Source organism: Rhodoferax sp. (assembly GCF_018063565.1).
Classification (GTDB): Bacteria; Pseudomonadota; Gammaproteobacteria; order Burkholderiales; family Burkholderiaceae_C; genus Rhodoferax.
On sequence record NZ_JAGPBB010000069.1, the window covers coordinates 1 to 20,221 of the forward strand.

General features: G+C 58.9%; 14 protein-coding genes. 8 read left to right on the forward strand and 6 right to left on the reverse strand.

Annotated features, from left to right (window positions below; translation table 11 throughout):
- A partial coding sequence (locus KBF66_RS14485; RefSeq protein WP_296658406.1) for an ATP-binding protein occupies nt 1–1,658 on the forward strand: 1,658 nt, incomplete at its 5' end.
- Here KBF66_RS14485 and purM read toward each other — a convergent pair.
- On the reverse strand, nt 1,655–2,713 hold the full coding sequence (gene purM / locus KBF66_RS14490) for a phosphoribosylformylglycinamidine cyclo-ligase (protein WP_296658408.1): 1,059 nt from the start codon (nt 2,711–2,713) through the stop codon (nt 1,655–1,657). The two genes, KBF66_RS14485 and purM, sit on opposite strands and share 4 nt — an antisense overlap.
- A gap of 113 nt (nt 2,714–2,826) precedes the next feature.
- Here purM and KBF66_RS14495 point away from each other — a divergent pair, with 113 nt between their 5' ends.
- The 6 genes from KBF66_RS14495 (at nt 2,827) to KBF66_RS14520 (ending at nt 9,283) form a co-directional block, all read left to right on the forward strand.
- Entirely contained in the window at nt 2,827–3,909 is a 1,083-nt protein-coding gene (locus tag KBF66_RS14495; protein ID WP_296658410.1) for an AI-2E family transporter, read from the forward strand.
- 10 nt (nt 3,910–3,919) lie between these two features.
- A complete protein-coding gene (gene hda, locus KBF66_RS14500) occupies nt 3,920–4,606 on the forward strand; it encodes a DnaA regulatory inactivator Hda (RefSeq protein WP_296658445.1) in 687 nt (228 codons plus the stop codon).
- 14 nt (nt 4,607–4,620) lie between these two features.
- Entirely contained in the window at nt 4,621–5,289 is a 669-nt protein-coding gene (locus KBF66_RS14505; protein ID WP_296658413.1) for an HAD family hydrolase, read from the forward strand.
- 51 nt (nt 5,290–5,340) lie between these two features.
- Nucleotides 5,341–6,921, forward strand: coding sequence for a polynucleotide adenylyltransferase PcnB (gene pcnB, locus KBF66_RS14510; protein ID WP_296658416.1), 1,581 nt, complete (start codon nt 5,341–5,343; stop codon nt 6,919–6,921).
- Nucleotides 6,921–7,379, forward strand: coding sequence for a 2-amino-4-hydroxy-6-hydroxymethyldihydropteridine diphosphokinase (gene folK, locus KBF66_RS14515; protein ID WP_296658420.1), 459 nt, complete (start codon nt 6,921–6,923; stop codon nt 7,377–7,379). The genes pcnB and folK overlap by 1 nt, the downstream gene beginning before the upstream one ends.
- Before the next feature lie 95 nt (nt 7,380–7,474).
- Nucleotides 7,475–9,283 carry a methyl-accepting chemotaxis protein gene (locus KBF66_RS14520; RefSeq protein ID WP_296658423.1) on the forward strand — a complete coding sequence of 603 codons (1,809 nt, stop codon included), beginning with the start codon at nt 7,475–7,477 and terminating at the stop codon, nt 9,281–9,283.
- 26 nt (nt 9,284–9,309) lie between these two features.
- On the opposite strand, the gene KBF66_RS14525 is transcribed toward KBF66_RS14520, so the two are convergent.
- The 3 genes from KBF66_RS14525 to KBF66_RS14535 all read right to left on the reverse strand — a co-directional run bounded on the left by KBF66_RS14525 (nt 9,310) and on the right by KBF66_RS14535 (nt 13,531).
- Nucleotides 9,310–9,774 (reverse strand): RidA family protein, encoded by a 465-nt coding sequence (locus KBF66_RS14525; protein ID WP_296658426.1) that lies wholly within the window; start codon nt 9,772–9,774, stop codon nt 9,310–9,312.
- 74 nt (nt 9,775–9,848) lie between these two features.
- The gene (locus KBF66_RS14530; RefSeq protein ID WP_296658429.1) at nt 9,849–10,841 is read right to left on the reverse strand and encodes a transglutaminase family protein; all 993 of its coding nucleotides are present in this window, start codon (nt 10,839–10,841) and stop codon (nt 9,849–9,851) included.
- On the reverse strand, nt 10,838–13,531 hold the full coding sequence (locus tag KBF66_RS14535; protein ID WP_296658432.1) for a circularly permuted type 2 ATP-grasp protein: 2,694 nt from the start codon (nt 13,529–13,531) through the stop codon (nt 10,838–10,840). The genes KBF66_RS14530 and KBF66_RS14535 overlap by 4 nt, the downstream gene beginning before the upstream one ends.
- Nucleotides 13,532–13,599: 68 nt before the next feature.
- On the opposite strand from KBF66_RS14535, the gene KBF66_RS14540 reads away from it, so the two are divergent.
- Nucleotides 13,600–14,298, forward strand: a complete 699-nt coding sequence (locus KBF66_RS14540; protein ID WP_296658436.1) for a ProQ/FINO family protein — start codon at nt 13,600–13,602, stop codon at nt 14,296–14,298.
- Here KBF66_RS14540 and KBF66_RS14545 read toward each other — a convergent pair.
- Both KBF66_RS14545 and KBF66_RS14550 read right to left on the reverse strand, forming a co-directional pair.
- Entirely contained in the window at nt 14,275–17,349 is a 3,075-nt protein-coding gene (locus tag KBF66_RS14545) for a bifunctional diguanylate cyclase/phosphodiesterase (protein ID WP_296658439.1), read from the reverse strand. The two genes, KBF66_RS14540 and KBF66_RS14545, sit on opposite strands and share 24 nt — an antisense overlap.
- 141 nt (nt 17,350–17,490) lie before the next feature.
- Nucleotides 17,491–20,221, reverse strand: a 2,731-nt coding sequence (locus tag KBF66_RS14550) for a transglutaminase family protein (protein WP_296658442.1), incomplete at its 5' end; no start/stop codon positions are given.

The window sequence follows — 20,221 nt, forward strand, 5'->3', positions numbered from 1 at the left end:
TCATTGAAAAGCTGCACTCGTGCCTGGCGGGAGGAGGACGCTACCAAAGCGAGCACCGCATGCAGCTAAGCGATGGTCAACTCGTATGGGTCGAAGATCGGGGAGATGTCGTTGAACGTGATGCACATGGCAATCCAGTCCGAATGGTTGGCAGTTTTGTTGATATCAGTGAACGCAAGGCTGCCCAGCTGGAAGCGGAACGGTCAAACCAGTTGCTGCGTGAGTCGGTTAACAGCATTGCACAGGGGTTCACAATCTACGATGAAAACGACCGGCTCTATCTATGCAATGAGTCTTACAAACGAATCTACGAAACCAGCCAAGACCTCATAGTAGAAGGCAATACCTTTGAAGAAATCATCCGAGGTGGTGCCCTACGAGGCCAGTACGCTGCTGCCAATGGCGACATCGAAGAATGGGTCATTCAACGGCTGCGGCAACATCAGGCGGCCAGCGGTGAGGTGATCGAACAGCGCCTTGCTGATGGGCGTTGGCTACTGATTGTCGAATCCCGAACACCAAGTGGCTTTACCGTCGGCAACCGCATCGACATTACCGCCCGCAAAGCCGCCCAGGCACTGGTGAATGAGCATAGTGCACAACTTGACGCGATCTTTGCACTCAGCCCGGACGGATTCGTGTCCTTTGATACCTCTCACGTGGTCAAATACATCAGCCCAGCGTTCACCAGCATGACAGGGCTTAGCGAGGAACAGGTTCTTGGGCTCGATGAAACTGCGTTTTCCATGCAACTCGCCGATCTCTGTACCAAGGATGCCAGATTCTCTGGGATAGCTGCCTTGCGCGCAGAATCAAAGTCTGAAAACAGACTAGCCAAACGCCATGTGATTGAGATCTCTCCGCAAGCTGGGCAACCGGGTGGGCAAACTCGGGTGTTGTCACTTGGTTTGCGGGAGTCCAGGGAACAACCTGTGTCGCAAATACTTCACTTGCGGGATATAACCATCGAAACGGAGGTTGACCGTCTCAAAAGCGAATTTCTAAGCACCGCGGCACACGAACTGCGCACTCCGATGGCCAGTATTTATGGCTTTGCGGAAATGCTGTTAGGGGAAGAGGTAGATGAGGCGAGCAGGAAGGAGTTTCTCGGAATCATCCACAGGCAGTCTGAGCTTATGGCGTCGATTCTGAATGAACTGCTGGACCTGGCACGTATTGAGGCACGCCGTGGTAAGGACTTTGTGATGCAGATGATATCGGTAACGAATTTGGTGAACGAAGTCGTTGCCAGTTACAGGTTGCCAAACGATCGAATGGCGCCAAGCATCATCGCGCCAAGCCAAGAACTTAACTTTGTCGTGGATCCAAAGAAAGCGTCGCAAGCCCTGCTAAACGTGATTTCTAATGCCTACAAGTACTCTATGGTGCCGACTGGCGTGTTGATCCAGATTGACCAGCGCGCTGAGGGCGTAGCGATCAGTGTAAGCGACCGTGGAATCGGTATGACTTCGAAACAAAAGGCACGCGTCGGGGAACGCTTTTACCGTGCAGACACCTCTGGCAAGGTTCCTGGTACCGGACTTGGGATGGCCATCGTCTCTGAAATTATGGCTTTGCACCGAGGAAGTGTGACTATAGACAGCGAACTCGGTGTTGGTACCACTGTCACTCTGCAGTTTTCGAACCTCATTTCTTAAGCTTTGCCAATTTCAACAGCACCACCACCGTTGATCGGAGCTATAACTCCAATCTGGTAGACGGTTTCGCCTCCTTGGCGTAACTGGTCGGCACATGCTGAAGCGTGATTGGCATCGATGACCACCACCATGCCAATACCGTTGTTGAAGGTACGGTTCATTTCAAAGTCATTAATGCCAGCAGTGGCTTGCAGCCAGGCAAACAGTTCACTTTGTGGCCAGCTGCCTTTGACCAGATGTGCCGCTGTACCTTCAGGCAGTACGCGCGGAATGTTTTCCAGCAGACCGCCGCCGGTGATGTGCGCCAGGGCCTTGATCGGGTGGTGGGCCAGTGCAGCAAGCACGTTCTTGACATAGAGGCGGGTCGGTTCCATCAAGGCGTCCTTGAACGGTTTGCCGTCCAGTGTTGCTGGAATGGATCCGGCTGCCTGTGCCCGATCAATACACTTGCGCACCAGGCTGAAGCCGTTGGAATGCACCCCACTGGACGCCAGGCCCAGCACAACATCGCCGGGTTGCACTTGCGCGCCAGTCAGAATCTTGGACTTTTCTACTGCACCGACGGCAAAGCCGGCCAGATCGTACTCACCAGCCGGGTACATACCAGGCATCTCGGCCGTTTCGCCACCAATCAACGCGCAACCGGACAATTCGCACCCTTTGGCAATACCACCCACCACCGCCGCAGCCGTGTCGACATCGAGCTTGCCACAGGCAAAATAATCCAGAAAGAACAAGGGTTCAGCACCTTGCACCAGCACATCATTGACGCTCATCGCAACCAGGTCAATGCCCACTGTGTCGTGCATTTGCCATTCAAAAGCGAGTTTGAGCTTGGTGCCGACCCCGTCAGTTCCGCTAACCAGCACCGGTTCCTTGAAGCGTTTGGGTACCTCAAACAGGGCACCAAAACCGCCGATACCGGCCAGTACGCCCTCACGCATGGTCTTTTTGGCGAGCGGCTTGATGCGTTCAACCAGGGCGTCGCCCGCGTCGATGTCAACGCCAGCATCCTTGTAAGAAAGAGCGCTGGGGGGTGTAGTGGATGCAGTCATGTGGATTTCGATCCGAGCGAATGGGGTGGGGTCAATGACAGGGCTGCACGGCGAATCTGTCGCATCGTCCAAGCCCGATAGAATTTGTACCGATTTTAGAGTACCGCCTGCTGATGCAATTCACTTCTACACAAAAGCGTGCCGCAGCATGGGCTGCGGTCTTGCTGGGCCTGGTGACCGTACTCTGGTTGCTGGCGCCAGTGCTCACACCGTTTGTGGTGGCGGCTATTCTGGCGTATGCCTTGACACCAGTGGTTGACTGGCTGGACAAACTGGGGCAGGGCCGATTGCCACGCCTGCTTGCGGTGGTGCTGGTGGAACTGGTGTTTTTGCTGTTGTTGTTGTCTATTGCCTTGCTGATTGTGCCAATTCTGGTCAAACAGATGCCATTGCTGCGCGAGCAGGTACCACCACTCTTACATCAGGTCAATGATTTTTTGTCGCCAAAACTGGCCGCGCTGGGCTTGCATGTGTCGCTTGACGTGGTGGGAATCCGGGGGGTTTTGATGGAACACCTCAGTACCAACATGCAAGACAGCGTGGGGCAACTGTTGGCCTCGGTCAAAATGGGCGGCAGTGTGGCACTGTCGGTGTTAGGAAACGCGGTGCTGATCCCGGTGGTCCTGTTTTATTTGTTGATGGACTGGCGACGTCTGGAGGATAGTTTGCACACTCTGGTTCCACCAGGAATGCGTCCAGCCGTCGACAGTTTCACCCACGAGGCCGATGATGTACTGGGCCAATACCTGCACGGGCAGATTCTGGTGATGCTGGTGTTGGCGGTGTTTTACAGCGTCGGCTTGGCCCTGTTTGGACTCGATCTGGCCTTGCCGATTGGTGTGTTTACCGGTCTGGCGGTGGCGATTCCCTATGTGGGCTTTGGTTTGGGTTTGATTTTGGCATTTCTGGCCGGGTTTCTCGAGTTTTCGGCGCAAGCCGGACATGTGAGTGTGCTGGTGATGGTGGCAGTGGTGTATGGACTGGGGCAGTTGCTGGAGAGCTTTGTCCTGACTCCTCGGTTGGTCGGTGAGCGCATCGGCCTGCACCCGCTGGCCGTGATTTTTGCCCTGATGGCCTTTGGGCATCTGCTGGGCTTTGTCGGCGTGTTGATCGCGTTGCCGCTGAGTGCAGTTTTGTTGGTTGCCATCCGCCGTTTGCGCACGGCCTATATGAGCAGTCCGCTGTACCAGGAATGAGCATCCGATGATGCAGCAACTGGTGCTCGACATGCGCTTGGGCCAGGGCCCCACAATGGCCAATTTTTGCGCCGGCCCCAATCTCGCCGCATGGCAACATCTGCAAATCTGGCTTGGACAATCGGGCATCGGCAGCGTGCGTTCCCCGGTTCCGACTTATTTGTGGGGCGACAACAGTAGCGGCAAAACCCATTTGCTGCGTGCGGTTGGTGCGAGTTTGGCCGCGCTGGGGCAGACGGTGGGCTGGCTGGATGCCTCTGACCCAACGCCTGGCGAGTTTGACGAACACTGGTCTGCCGTGCTGATGGATGACGTTCAGGCATTCGATTCGGGTCGCCAGCACCTCGCCTTCAATTGGTTTATCAACGCGCAAACCCATCGGGTAGCGGTCATCGCCGCGGGTCGATTGCCGCCAGCTGACCTGCCATTGCGTGACGATCTGCGCACCCGTCTGGGCTGGGGCCATGTATTTGCGCTGCATCCGCTGGACGAATCTGATCGCCGGGCCGTGCTGCGCGCCAGCGCCCAATCACGCGGCTTGCAGCTCAGTGACGAAGTGATGGCTTTCATGCTGACCCGCTTCAGCCGCGACCTGGGCAGTTTGATGGAACTGCTGGATCTGATGGACGGTTATGCCCTGCAAACGCGCCGGGCCATTACCATCCCCTTGATCAAAACCATGATGGACAATGCCTGAACGGGCCCGATACGATGAAACTGACACTTTTTGATCTGGACCATACGCTGATTCCGGTCGATTCGGACTACGAGTGGGGTGTTTTCACCACTGCCTTGGGCTGGAATGACCCCAGCGATTTCAACCGCCGCAACGAGGAATTTTTCGCTCAGTATCGCGCCGGCACAATGGACATTCATGCCTACATTCGCTTTGCCACGCAGGCACTGCGCCAGCACAGTGCTATAAAGTCAGAGGCAGTTCACAGCCTCTTCATGCGGGATGTGATTCAGAAAGTGATCCATCCCCAAGCCCTTCAGCTGGTGCGACGGCATCAGATGGCGGGTGATGGCGTGCTGATCGTAACCGCCACCAATGAGTTCGTCACCCGCCCGATCGCCCACGCCTTTGGGGTATCCGAACTGATTGCGGTCAATCTGGCCCGCGACCCACAGAGTCATTGGTTTACCGGCGAGATTGAGGGAACGCCGTCCTTCCGTGAGGGCAAAATCACCCGCGTACAGCAATGGCTGACACAGCGCCAACTCGGCTGGGACGATGTGGAAACGACGTTCTATTCGGACTCGATCAACGACCTGCCGTTGCTCGAACACGTCAACCATCCAGTGGCAACCAACCCGGACGAGCGCCTGCGTGCGATCGCCCTGGCGCGTGGCTGGCGCATACTCGAGCTCTTTGCGTGAGCATCGGCGTCTTTCTTTGCCAAGGCAAGCGGGCTTCCACGGAATTACACAATGATTAAAAGATTCATCGACAAACTACTGGGCAAGTCTCCCGCCAAAGCCAAAAATCCTTTCGGAAAACGTGAGGAGATCGGCCCCGAGGTTCATGGCATCAACCCCAAGCTGGTGGATGACCGGGCGCTGAATGTGCTGCGCACACTCAAAGATGCCGGTTTTGAGGCCTATATCGTAGGCGGTGCGGTGCGCGACCTAATGCTGGGCTTGGCGCCCAAGGATTTTGATGTCGCGACCAACGCCACTCCCGAACAGGTGAAGAACCTGTTTCGTCGCGCCTTCATCATCGGGCGGCGTTTTCGCATTGTTCATGTGGTGTACGGTCGCGGGCGCGAGCACGAGGTGATCGAGGTCTCGACCTTTCGGGCCTACCTCGACAATGCCGCAGCTGAACAGGTGGCGGGCAATGAGAAAACCAGCAAGAATGACCTGGCTGGCATGAAGCACGCTGTCGACTCCACCGGTCGGGTGCTGCGCGACAACGTTTGGGGTCCCCAGGAAGAAGACGCAGCGCGGCGCGACTTCACCATCAATGCCATGTACTACGACCCGCAGCGTGAGATTGTGGTGGACTACCATCACGGTATCAAGGACGCCAAAGCACGGGTCATCCGGATGATTGGCGACGCAGCGACACGGTATCGCGAAGACCCGGTACGCATCATCCGGGCGGTACGTTTTGCGGCCAAACTGCATCCATTGGGTTTCTCGCTGGACCCAAAGACCGCGACCCCACTGATCAAGTCGCGGGAATTGCTGGCCGATGTGCCGCAAAGCCGGTTGTTTGACGAGATGCTCAAGCTATTGCAAACCGGCCATTCGCTGGCGTCAATTGCCCAACTCAGGGCACTGGGCATGGCGCAGGGCATTTATCCGCTGCTTGACGTGGTGGTGCAACGCGCGGACACACCCTTTGTTCATGCCGCGTTGCAAGACACCGACCGCCGTGTCGGCGAAGGTAAGCCGGTGGCTCCTAGCTTTTTGCTGGCGTGCGCCTTGTGGGCAGATGTTCGAGATGGATGGGCGGTGCACCAACAGAGCCAGCATGCCCACCCGGCCCTGGTGGACGCCATTGAGGACGTATTTGCAGCGCGTATCGGCGATGTTTCAGGCCGAGGCAAGCTGGCCGGTGACATGCGCGAGATCTGGCTGATGCAGCCCCGCTTTGAGAAGCGGGTAGGCAGCGCACCATTCGGGCTGGTGGAGCAACCCCGTTTCCGCGCTGCGTTTGACTTCATGCGCCTGCGTGCCGAGAACGGCGAACTCGACGAAGTGCTGTCTGACTGGTGGGAGGAGTTCAGCATGGCCGACGACAACCTGCGTCGTGACATGGTCGATGAGGTCAAACTGGAACAGCAACAGCGCCAGCGGGCACCACGGGTGGCCCGATTGCCCAAAGCGCACGCCGTTGATGCCGCCGACATGCCATTGCCGAGCGCGACTGATCCAGCCGCTGTGGGCGCATCAGAGACCACTGCTCCGCGCAAACGTCGCCGACGTCGGCGCAACCCACAAGGCGCCCATACGGGTAGCGGCAATGGTCAGGGTGGAGACCCCGGCCCGGCGTCTGAGACCTGATGACGGTGCCAGTTTATCTGGGACTGGGTGCCAATCTGGGTGATGCGTTGGCGACGCTGAGCTGGGCGATCGGACAAATTGGCCAGTTGCCGTTAACTCAACTGCAGAATAGCTCCAGTTTTTACCGTACTGCGCCGGTGGATGCAAAAGGTCCGGATTTTGTCAATGCAGTGGTGTCGATCGCGACCGGCATGACGCCGCATGATTTGCTGGCAGCGCTGCAGAACCTGGAGTTGCTTGCAGGTCGCGAGCGACCGTTTCGCAATGCCCCCAGGACACTGGATATTGACATCTTGTTGTTTGACGATTGTCAGTTCAACAGCATCGAACTGGCTTTGCCACACCCCCGGATGCTCCAACGCGCCTTTGTTCTGGTGCCGTTGCACGAAATCGCACCCCAACTGGTGAGTTTATCGCAGCTTGCAGCAGTCGCTGATCAGGATGTTTCTCGAATTTGAGTGGCCTGCGTCCGGTACAGCGCGCTAAGATCAGCGTCTTTGAATCTGACTGACTTTCTGTGCTCGGCTTGTCGTCAAGAACCCTGGAGATACCCATGAACCTGCTCAATCTTCGCCTTGCTTCCAAGTTGTGGCTGTCCAGCTTTGCGATTGTGCTGGGTATTCTGGTGGTGGTGGGCTTTACCGCATGGCGGTCTTCCAGTGATCGTGCTGCCAGCAATGAGGCACTTGACAAGCTCAACTCGCGCACCAAACAGGCCATTCAGTGGGCCGGCCTGACGCAAACCAATGCCGCCCGATCGCATGCCGTGCTGCTTGGCAGTGATCCGGCGGTTGCGGACGGGCTGAAGGACGCGTTGGCGGTAACCTCCGCTCAGATCGGCAAGATCCAGCAAGGGATCGAAGCTGGTGACCTGACGGCTCAAGATCGCAAGATGTTGGAGACCATTGCAGATCACCGTAAACGGGTACTCGATGCCCGGGCAATCGCCATGAAGCAGCGTGCTGACGGCCTGACGGAAGAATTGGCCACCACGCTCAGTACGGTGTATCAGCCTGCCATGGACGCGTATCAAAAGTCCCAGCTTGATTTTGTGGCGGCGCAAGAGCAGTCCTACGATGCGCTCAAAGCCAGTTACGGTCAACGTGCCAAAGACCTGATTTTTCTAGCCAGTGGCCTGATGTTTTTACTGGTTGTTGGCATTCTGGCCGGTGCGGCCTGGTTGATCCGGTCGATTCGGCAGCCATTGATTGTGGCGAATGAACTCGCAGCAAAAATTGCCCAGGGTGATCTCAGCATGCAAATCGATACATCGCGCAGCGACGAGTTTGGCGAGTTGATGAAATCGCTGAGCAGCATGAACCAGTCGCTCGGGCAGATGGTCAACCAGGTGCGCCAGAGTACCGATGGCATTGCCAGCGCCAGCAACCAGATTGCCGCTGGCAACAACGATCTGGCATCGCGCACCGAGCAAACGTCGAGCAATCTGCAATCCACTGCGTCCAGCATGGGGCACTTGACACAAACCGTGCAAGTCAGCGCTGACAATGCCCGCCAGGCCAGTCAGTTGGCGGCCAATGCCTCGTCGGTGGCCGAGCGGGGTGGCGAGGTGGTGCGGCAGGTGGTCAGCACCATGGAAGACATCAACACCAGCAGTCGCAAGATTGCCGACATCATCGGAGTCATTGACGGCATTGCCTTTCAAACCAACATCCTGGCACTCAACGCTGCGGTCGAGGCAGCGCGCGCGGGTGAACAGGGCAGGGGGTTTGCCGTGGTGGCCAGTGAGGTGCGCAGCCTGGCGCAGCGCAGTGCCGAGGCCGCCAAAGAGATCAAGATGCTGATCAATACGTCGGTCGACAAGGTGTCTTCAGGCACGCAGCTGGTGTCGGATGCAGGTGTCACCATGAATGACATCGTGCAGTCTGTCCGTCAGGTCGCGTCGGTGATAGGCCAGATCACCTCGACCTCCAACGAACAAAGTTCAGAGATTTCTGGTATCAACCATGCCATTGGCAATCTGGACCAAATGACGCAGCAAAATGCTGCTCTGGTTGAGCAAAGCGCCGCTGCGGCAGAGAGCCTGCGCGATCAGGCACAACAACTGGCACAAGCTGTGGCGGCGTTCAAGACGGGCCACAACCAGCTGGCGATGCGGCAAATGCCGATGCGCGATGTCACTCCCCGGCCGGCCCAGTTGTCACATCAGCGTGCGACTCAGTTGCCGCGCCCACGACCGGCGCAACTCGCCGCCACGCCAGCGCCCAAAAAACTGGGCAATGCCTCTGGCACTCAAGCCAGGCCTGCTGCCCGGCCCATGCTGGCCAACAAGCCAGCGCCGGCCAAAGCAGCCCCCGCACCCGCCAAGGCGGCAGCCGCAGATGAGGGTTGGGAGACGTTTTGATTGACGTGCGACGATGCGCACAAGTCCTACACGGATGCTTCGACCTCGGCAATCATCTCGATCTCAACACAGGCACCCAGCGGGATCTGGGCCACACCAAAGGCGCTTCGGGCGTGAGCACCCCGGATACCGAACACCTGGGCGATCAGTTCACTGGCACCGTTGGTGACCAGATGTTGCTCAGTGAAGTCGTGGGTGGAATTCACCAGTGACATCAGCTTGACGATGCGGGTGACCCGGTTCAGGTCACCGACAGCAGCGTGCAGGGTGCCCAACAGTTCAATGGCGATGCTACGGGCGGCGGCCTTGCCTTCTTCGGTACTCACGGTTTTGCCCAGTTGGCCCACCCAGACTTTGCCGTCTTGCTTGGCAAGATGGCCACTCAGGAACACCAGCCTGCCAGTTTGCACAAATGGCACATAAGCGGCGGCCGGCACAGCCACCGGTGGCAAGGTGATGCCGAGTTCGGCAAGTTTCGCATACACACTCATGAAAACTCCTTTGAATTATTGATAAAAACTGACCCTGGCGCTTATTCTATAAGACTTGTTTGCTATATAAATTGTTAGGACTGACTCTGGCTTTGGCTTTGGCTTTGGTTTGACCCTGACAGGCGCGACTGCGTCTGAAACTGTGCATCACGCGAAGCGGGTTCGGGCACGGTCGCCGTCATGGGCTCGACGGTCACCCCAACCGTCAGAATATGGTTGGCCCCGCCATGGATGACCCCGCGCATGGGGGATACGTCTGAAAAATCGCGTCCCACCGCAAGCACCACGTAGTCCTCGCCCGGACTGTGCCAGCCAGCACGGTCATTGGTGGGGTCCAGATGCACCCAGCGTTGCCCTTCCGGCAAATCAGGCACATACACACTGGCCCAGGCATGCGAGGCGTCGCTGCCCCGCAACTTGAGCGCTCCGGGCGCGGGCACCGTCAACAGATAGCCACTGACATATCGCGCTGCCAATCCCAACGCGCGCAAACAGGCGACAAAAATGTGCGCAAAATCCTGACATACGCCCTTACGTTGCTGCAATGCCTGGAGTGCCGGCGTATTGATTTCGGTGCTCTGACTCTCATACGTGAATTCGCGGTGAATGCGATTCATCAGATCGACGGCGGCGGCGAGCAATCCGACCCCCGTGGCAAAGCTGGGACGCGCATATTGAGCAAACTCACTCTGACAAGGCACCATCGATGACGGAAAAACAAACTCATTGGCCGCATCAAAGGTAGACCCCGCGTTATAACGAAAGCGCTCACGTACCAGCTCCCAGGCGATTCGACTGTCGGGCAGAAGACTGGGCTGGGTTTGCACTTGGCTGAACGCCTGCACATGCAACTGTCGATGTGCCAGCTGCAAAGAGAAAAACCCGCGCGTGTTGCCAAATACATCGTGCATCACGCGAACCGTCTCAGGCCTGGGCTGAATATCGAGACGATGTTCGAGCAAGCGTTGTGTCGGTGAATCCAGCGGCGTCAGGTACACCATGTGCTGGGCAGTTTCAACCGCCGGACTGTAGTCGTAGACCGTGTCGTGGGTGATCTGCAGCCTCATGACGCACCCAGACTGCGATTGGCCAAGCCGGAATGGGTGAAATAGGTAGCGCTGATTTCTTCAGACACCGCGTAAGCAGCGACGTTGCACTGGCGCAACAATTCGCGCAACAGATCGTAGCGTGGCGGTACTCCGGTTGCCATGACCGGCAGCATATCCTCGAGCGGTGTCGCCAAATCAGGCGTGCGTTCACACAACTGGGCCAAGCCCCAGGCATTGGGGTTGGGCACTTTCAAAGACAACGCGCTGAGCTCGGTTGGCTCACTGCCCGCCAGCTTGGCCAGGCGTCCGCGCAAGGTGTGTGCAACCCATGAGACCGAGCGTGGGTTGTCGCGGTCAATCACCAGCAGGTCGATCAGCGCCGCCATGTCGCGGCTTTGCTGAAACTGCGCGTGAAAGGTGATGGCGTTGTCAAACAGCTCAATCATGGCATCAAAGCCGCCCTCGGACTCCAGGCTGCCACAGCGCAGGGCGCAACTCAGGGACGAGGACAAAAACGCCAGTCGTTCAATGTGCCGGCCAATGCTCAGCAGGCGCCAACCATCGTCTCGCGTCATCCGATCGGTTTGCGAGCCGGTAATGGCGGCCATGTGCTCGCCTGTGTCGCGAAGAATCTGACGCGCCTGCAAACTGGACCGCTCGCTGCGCCGACGGTGATCGGCAAAGCGGTGAAACAGCTCTTCTTCGGCTCGCGTGATGATGCGCCAGTGCTCCTGCGACAAGCGTTCACGGACGCTGGACGCCGCCATTTTGAGCGCGCGCAGGTAATACCCGACACTGGTGGCACCGTCGGTACTGCCCAGACTGTCGATCAGGGAACGCTCAAAAACGCGCGCTGCCTGGGCCGGTGTCGGCACACCCGGCAGCACCAGGGTATTGATTTGCGCCATCTGTCCCAGCCAGGCCAGCAACGGCGGCGAGTTCTGCTCTTCGCCATGCAGACACTCGAGGGTCAGACTCGCCAAACGCAGCGTGTTTTCGGTGCGCTCGGTGTATCGGCCCAGCCAATAAAGATTTTCCGCAGCGCGACTGGTGATCAGGCGCTTGCGTTGCATCAGACTTTCAGGCGTCAGGTGCGGCTGCAGCAGGGTACTGTGGTCCACATCGCCCTGAGTGAGCGCCCAAACGTCGGCGCTGCTGCCACCCCGCTGCATCGACGCGATCTCCTCACCGGCACTGGCAACGCGGGCCAGACCGCCTGGCAGCACCCGCCACCCCTGTGGACCGTCCGACACCGCAAACACCCGCAGCATCACTGAGCGCGCCAGCAGGGCACCGGACTCGCCCGCTGATGCGTGCCCGCTATGCCAGGTAGGCATCTGCGACAACGGGGTGTAAGCTTGAATCGTGTGTTCTTCGGGGTGGCGCAGAATACGACCCGCCCATTCATCAAGCGCTTTGGGCGTCTGCCGGGCACCCAGCAACGCATCAAAGCTGGCGTGGCTGGTCGAGCCTGGGTAAGTTGGTTTGACCGCACACTCACGCAGGCGTGGCAGGGCATCGAGCATGGCACTACGCTCACCACACCACCAGGTGGGCAGCGCCGGCAAGGACAGTTCCTCGCCAGTGAGCTGGCGCGACAAGGCCGGCAAAAAACCCAGCAACGCAGGTGATTCCAGAAAGGCCGAACCCGGCGCATTGGCGACCAGAACATTGCCTGCCCGGATCGCCTGCAGCAAGCCCGGCACACCCAGCGAGGAGTCGGCGCGCAATTCGAGCGGGTCGAGATACTGGTCATCCACCCGTTTCAGCAGCCCGTGTACCGGGACCAGCCCTTTGAGGGTTTTCAAAAAAAGCTGCTCATCGCGAACCAGCAGGTCGCTCCCTTCGACCAAGGTCAAACCCAGATAGCGGGCCAGGTAAGCGTGTTCAAAATAGGTTTCGTTGTAAGGACCCGGGGTCAGCAGGGCCAGGTGCGCCTGGGCTCCATGGGGGCTGCAGGCGCGCAGGCCGTCCATCAGTGCCCGGTAGGTGCCCGCCAGCCGCTGGACATTGAGCGCTTCGAAAGCGGGCGCGAACTGTGCTGAAATAGCCAACCGGTTCTCCAGCAGATAACCCAGTCCTGAAGGCGCCTGCGTGCGCTGCCCCACCACCCACCAGTTGCCGTCGGGGCCGCGCGCCAGATCAAAGGCCGCAATGTGCAGATAACGGCCACCCACCGGTTTGACCCCATGCATGGCCCGCACATAGCCCGGATGCCCCTGTACCAATGCCGGTGGCAGCAAGCCTGAACGCAGCAAGTCCTGCGCCCCATAAACGTCGGCCATCACCGACTCAAGCAAACGGACCCGTTGCTGCACCCCGGTTTCGATGCGGTTCCAGGTTGATGGGTCAACGACCAAAGGAAACAAATCGAGTGACCACGGTCGCTGCGGCCCGTTTTCGTCGGCATAGACGTTGTAGGTCACCCCGTTGTCCCGCACCTGACGCGCCAGTGCTGCGCTGCGCTGCTCCATCTCCAGTGAGGTATCGGACGCCAGTTGCTCAAAAAAACGCCGCCAAGCGCTTGCCTGATCTTGATTAGTTGCTTCATAAACAGAAGCATCCAATGATCCGACGCCGGGCTCGAGCGGCCCTCGCGCGTGCAGCTCGTCAAAATGCCCGTCGGCCACACGATAGTGTGCCAGCAGATCCAGCACGCTGGTCGCAGGCTGGCGCAACTGGCTATGCGGCAAATGGGCAGAATTCATGGGCTTGAGTATGCCAGCGAAGTGACACTTTGGATGACAATCGCGGGTTCATTGAACTGCGCTTTGCCATGACTGAAACACACATTGAATCCATTGCACCTGAACCCATCGCCCAGTTGGAGGCAGCGACTCCGGCTGCGGCGGTTAAACCGATATCGGCCACTGCGCCACGCAAAGACCGTTTTGCGGCGGTGGCACCGGTGTTGGAAAAGCTGTTTGAGCTTTACCCGAAGCTTTTTGGACAGCACTTCCTGCCCTTGAAGCTGGGTGTCTTTCAAGAGATATTGGCTGCACACCCCGAGTCCTTCCAGCGCGAAGGGCTCAAGGCTGCACTGGGTGTGCATACCCGCTCGACACGTTATCTGCAAAGTGTGGCCAGTGGCCTGAAACGCCATGACCTGCAGGGCCAGCCGGTCGATGATGTGGCACCAGAGCATGTCTTTTTGTCCATCGTGGAGTTGTTTCATCGGCGCCAGGCGCGCAGCACCGAAGATCTCAAGCCCAAGCTGCGCACGCAGCTGATGGCCGCCTATGAGGCAGCGGGACTGTCCCGGCAGGACTATTTGGCAAGAGTGCCAGCGCCCGAAGAGGCACTTGGCGCGGTGCTGGAAGATGCCATAGCCGAAGTTGAGCAGCGGCGTGCCCGTCGAGTGGCGCTGGTGAAAGCGTATGAAGGCAGCGGGCAGTCGATGGAAGAGTTTGCCGATTCGCTCGCGATCAAGGTGCAGCAGCTCCGGGATGCGCTACGGCACACCAAGGCCAGCTGATCGCTTGCTACCAGTCGATTGTTTCGCCTGAGCGAACTGCTCGAATTGGTCAAGCGGCAGGGGCCGACTGAAGAGGTAACCCTGCATCAGGTCACAATGGTGCACGGTGCCCAGAAAATAACGTTGTGCACCGGTCTCAACGCCTTCGGCGACAACCTTCATCTTCAAACTGTGGGCCAGACTGATGGTTGCGGCACAAATGGCGACTGCGTTTTCGCTGGATTCAATGTCCCTGACAAAACCCTGATCAATCTTCAGCTGTGCCAGGGGCAAGCGGCTCAGGTAAGCCAATGATGAGTACCCCGTGCCAAAGTCGTCGAGGGAAAATTCGACCCCCACGGCCTGGAGTGCGGTCATCTTGGTGATGATGTCCTCCACATCTTTGACCAGCAGGCTTTCCGTGAGCTCGAGCTTCAGTCCTTGCGGTTTGGCACTGCTTTGAGCCAGGATCTGCAGCACTTGGTCCACGAAGTCGGGCTGACGAAATTGCAAGGCACTGACGTTAACCGACAACGTCAGATCACCGAGCCCAGGTTGCTCTGACCAGAGGCTGATCTGTTTGCAGGCCGTCTCCAAGACCCATCGACCTAGCGGCAGAATTAACCCGGTTTGCTCGGCAACGGGAATGAACTCACCCGGAGAGATCATGCCTTTGACGGGATGTCGCCAGCGAACGAGAGCTTCTGCACCGACGATGGTGCCATCTGGAGCGACCTGCGCCTGGTAATGAAGGCTCAGCTGTTGTTGCGACAGGGCCTGCCTTAAATCGCTTTCCATCACCGCATTGGCTTCGACCACCGCCTGCATTCGCGGGTCAAAAAAACGCACCGTGTTGCGCCCGGCCGCCTTGGCCTGGTACATGGCCATGTCGGCGCGTTTGAGCAATTCATCCACACTTTCGGTCTGATCCGTGAACAGGGCAACACCGATGCTGGGTGATGTGCGGCATTCGCGCTGATGAATCACATACGTTGCGCCAATGGCCTGCAGCAGTTTCGCACCGACCACTTCGGCCTGTGCCGCCGCCTCCGGCGCAGTGTCGCCCATTTCTTCGAGCATCAGCACAAACTCGTCACCACCGAGCCGCGAGACCGTGTCACCCTCACGCACGCTGGCACACAGGCGTTTGGCCACCTGCTGCAGCAACAAGTCACCCTTCTGATGGCCCAGCGTGTCGTTGATGTTCTTGAAGTTGTCCAGGTCAATGAACAGCAGTGCACCGACTTTTTTGTGTCGAGCGCCCCCCGCCAATGCCTGCTCCAGTCGGTCCAGCAGCAGCCGACGGTTGGGCAACTCGGTCAACGGGTCATAAAAGGCCAGATTCTTGATCTGACTCTCGGCTTCCTTCTTTTGACTGATGTCACTGAAAGCGCCGACATAGTGAGTGACCTGACCTGCCTCATTGGTGACGGCAGTGACGGTCAGCCATTCCGGAAAGACGTTGCCATCTTTGTGACGGTTCCATATTTCACCCTGCCACTTTCCCGTCTGCTGAATGTCGTGCCACATGGCCTGATAAAAGTGGGGGTCGTGGCGCCCGGAACTCAGCAGGCGTGGTGTTTGCCCCACCGCCTCCTGGGCAGAGTAGCCTGTGATGTCGGTGAAGGCACGGTTGACCCGCAAAATGACATTGTGGGTATCGGTGATGGTCATGCCCTGCTGGGACTCGAAGGCCGTGGCGGCGATCCGCATGGCCTCGTCGGCTTTTCTGCTTTGCGTGATGTCCCGCATGGACATGTAAATGGCCGGATTACCGCCATACACCAAGGTCTTGCTTTGCACCGCGACGTCAAATGGCGTGCCATCGATCTTCAGGAAAACCGCGTCAAAGGTGTGAACGGTGTCGTCGTTGGATCGCTCCGGCGTGAATCCCTGCAGGAATTTGGCGCGGAATTCCGGCTGCACCCAACCCAGTGCAGGTTTGCCGATGAGTTGACCCGCATCCAGCGCACCAAACACTTTGATCGCGGCGGGGTTTACATACAGGGCGACACCGTCGCGAACCACTGCGATGGCCTCGGGTGAAAGTTCAATCAGATTGCGAAAACTCTGCTCACTCTCCTTGAGCGCCTGCGCATTGTGCTTACGTTCGGAAATGTCCGCCGCGAACACAAAGAACTGCCAGGTATTGCCAATCCTGACCGCTGTCACGGCCATTTCGAGTGGGAATTCAGTGCCGTCGCGGCGCAGGGCGATCAACTCGATCAGCCGGTTCTTGTCGTTTTCATCGCCCGATTCAAGGAAACGGGCCATGCGCGCGCTGTGTGTCGCGCGGTGCTGCGGCGGGATGATGGTGTGGGTCAGCGACCTGCCAAGAACCTCGGCTTTGCTCCACCCAAACATCGTTTCGGCCCGCGGATTCCAGTCCGTGATGGTGTCGTCGGCATCGGCCTCGATGGCGGCATCAAGCGCAGTCTCCAGAATGCTGCGCAGGCGCAATTGGGTGGCCACCAGCTTCCAGGTGGCATTGCTGGTGTTTTGACCGATGATCAACAACACGGCTGCGCCACCCAGCAGCGTGTATGCGACCAGCGCGCCGGTGCTGCCGGGCGCACCCCATGCGGAGAATGCGGGCGGCAGCATCGCGGTCACGATAAAAGCCTGCAAAGCACGGCGCTGAGCCGACAATGTATTGATGGCGACGCCGCAAACGGCAAACAGCATGGCGACCAGCAGCGCCGCTTCTGTCTCGACCGACTGGCGCATGATCAGCGCCGGGCCAAATCCCCATGCCGACCCCGCAAGAGCGGTTTGAACCAGGTAGAACTTTGCCCACGGGATCACATTGGCGTCAGTCTCTCCCCAACGGCGAAACATGGACCACAAGACATAGCGGATAACCACGTTAAAGGTCAGAATCGAGACCGCCCAGACCACGAGCAGACGATGTGGAAAGGTGCTCCACCAAAGGCCCGTGAACAGCAGCGTTCCCACCGTCGTCATGAGCATATTCAAGGGCATCCGCTCAAACGCAAGGCGCAGCAAATCCTGCTTGACCGGCTGTCGCATTGCCTTGCTGGCACGTTGCTCGAGCGAGCGATCAATACTCATGCCAACTGCGTGCCATCCGTGGCGGCCAAGCACGGGCTAAGGTGGGTGATCGGCGCCCGCTGCGCGTCCAACAACACGCACCAGCACCGCAGGCGCTGGCTTGTTGCCATTTGGCGCTCCTTGCGAGGTAAAAACGCGAGTCTATCGCCGCCTTAAATCCAGTGTGAACGGGAATTCCCTACTGGCAGGGACGTTAATGGTGGCGGGAGGCACCACCAGCGTCCCCGGGGTGTGCCCGCCGACCGTAAAGCGCGACAGGCGCCGGCTCTCGGCCTCGTTGGCGTTCACCGGCAGCGCCTGGTAGCTCAACCCCCCAGGGTGGGCCACATGGTACTGGCAACCGCCCACCGAGCGCTTCATCCAGGTGTCGACAATGTCAAACACCAACGGCGCATGCACACCAATGCTGGGGTGCAGGCTGCTCGGCGGGTTCCAGGCCTTGTAGCGCACACCCGCCACATATTCGCCGACCACGCCAGTGGGCTGCAACGACATCGCCTGGCCGTTGCAGGTGACCACGTAGCGGCTCTGGTTCATGCCGGTCACACGCACCTCGATGCGCTCCAGTGACGAGTCGACATAGCGTGCCGTGCCACCGGGCGCACCTTCTTCGCCCATCACATGCCAGGGCTCAAGCGCGTTGCGCAGCGTCATCTCGATGCCCGCCGCGCAGACCGAACCAATCAGCGGGAAGCGGAATTCGACGTGCGGCGCAAACCAGCTCGCATCAAAAGCGTAGCCTGCTGCGCGCATCTCAGCCATCACGTCGTGAAAATCCATCTCGATGAACTTGGGCAACATGAAGCGGTCGTGCAACTCGGTCCCCCAGCGCGTGGCGGGTACCTTGTAAGGCGTTTTCCAGAAACGTGCCACCAGCGCGCGCAACAGCAATTGCTGCACGCTGCTCATGTGGGGGTGCGGCGGCATCTCGAATGCTCGCAATTCCAGCAGGCCCAGACGGCCGGTACTGGAGTCAGGCGAATACATTTTATCGATCGAGAACTCGCTGCGGTGGGTGTTGCCAGTGGCGTCGATCAGGATGTTGCGCAGAGTGCGATCCACCAGCCACGGTGGCATCGACTGCCCGTACAGCTCACGGTTCTTGTAAATCTGCTCGATGGCGATTTCCAGCTCATACAACTGGTCGTTGCGCGCCTCGTCCACACGCGGTGCCTGGCTGGTGGGTCCCACGAACATGCCGCTGAACAGGTAACTCAGTGATGGATGGTTGTGCCAATACAACAGCAGGCTGGCCAGCAGCTCGGGTTTGCGCAAGAACGGGCTGTCCGCTGGGGTCGCGCCACCCATCACAAAGTGGTTGCCGCCCCCAGTGCCGGTGTGGCGCCCGTCGGTCATGAACTTTTCGGCCGAGAGGCGTGATTCGAATGCGGCGTTGTACAAAAATTCGGTGTTGTAAACCAGCTCTTTCCAGTGCGTGACCGGATGAATGTTGACCTCGATCACACCGGGGTCGGGCGTCACGCTCAGGAGTTTGAGGCGCGGATCGCGCGGGGGCGGGTAGCCTTCGATCACAATCTTGACGCCCAGCTCCTGCGCCGTGGCCTCAACTGCGGCCAGTAGATCCAGGTAATACTCGAGCCGCTCCAGCGGCGGCATGAAGACGTAAATCACGCCGGATTTTTCACCCACCGCCTCGGCTTTGGGGCCGCTCGCACGCCGGGGATCACGCACTTCCACGCACAGCGCGGTGCGGGTCACCCAGTGCGCTGACTCATTGGGCTGGGGTGCGCGGGCGTAGTCGGCGGGCTCGGCTTGCAACGCGCTTTGCGCGGCAATGCTGAAATCGGCGGCAGACACACTGGCTGAGCTGCTGGCACTCTGGAACTTGCGAGCAGCTTCGCTTTGCGGGCCGCTGCCGGCGATATAAGGCACGGTCGATGAGGTGCGTCCGCTCGCCACTGCGGCTTGGGCCGCTGCACGTCTGGCTGCGCCCAGATTCAAGCCGGCCCGGCCCGGCGTCTGACTTATGCCTGAATCTGCGACGTAGCCCGCGTCGTTATTGCGTAAAGTGCTATCGTTAACGTAACGCGCTGAAATCGTCTCGTAGACCGGCAGTGCATCACGCAGCGTCGACGGGTCTTGCTCGATCATGTACGGAAAGTCTGCTTCGCTGACCCAGGGCAGCGAATCGAGCGGTAGGCGCAGCCCCATCGGCGAGTCGCCGGGCATCAGGTACATGCGTTCATCACGCAAAAACCACGGGCCGGTGGTCCACGCGGCACCGTACGACTCGGCGTAGCCCACAACCTTGATGGGCAGCACATAGCCAATCGGCGTGTCGAGCTTTTGCTCAAACACCCGGCGCAGGCGGGCGCGCTCCATCTCGTCGTCGAGTTTGGAGTTAAACGGGTCGACGTTGACTGGCAGACGCCGCTCGCGCCACAGGTAATACCAGGTGTCTTCAAACGCGGTCTGGATGAACTTGGGCGTGACTCCGAGCTTGGTCGCCAGCAGCGAGGTGAAGCGCTGGGCGTCGGCACTGGTGTAGTGGCTGGGCACGCGCTCGTCGGCAAACAGCGCAGGATTGGCCCACACCGGTTGGCGATCGGTGCGCCAGTAAATGTTGAGCGCCCAGCGCGGCAACTGCTCGCCGGGGTACCACTTGCCTTGGCCAAAGTGCAAAAAACCGCCCTGACCGTACTCCTGACGCAGTTTGTGCACCAATTCGGTGGCAAAACCACGTTTGGTGGGGCCAAGGGCATCCGTGTTCCATTCCGGTGCATCGCGGTCATTCACCGCCACAAACGTTGGCTCACCACCCATGGTCATGCGCACGTCGTTGTCGACCAACTCCTGATCGACCGCATCGCCCAACGCCATCACCGCCGCCCATTGCTCCTCGGTGTAGGGC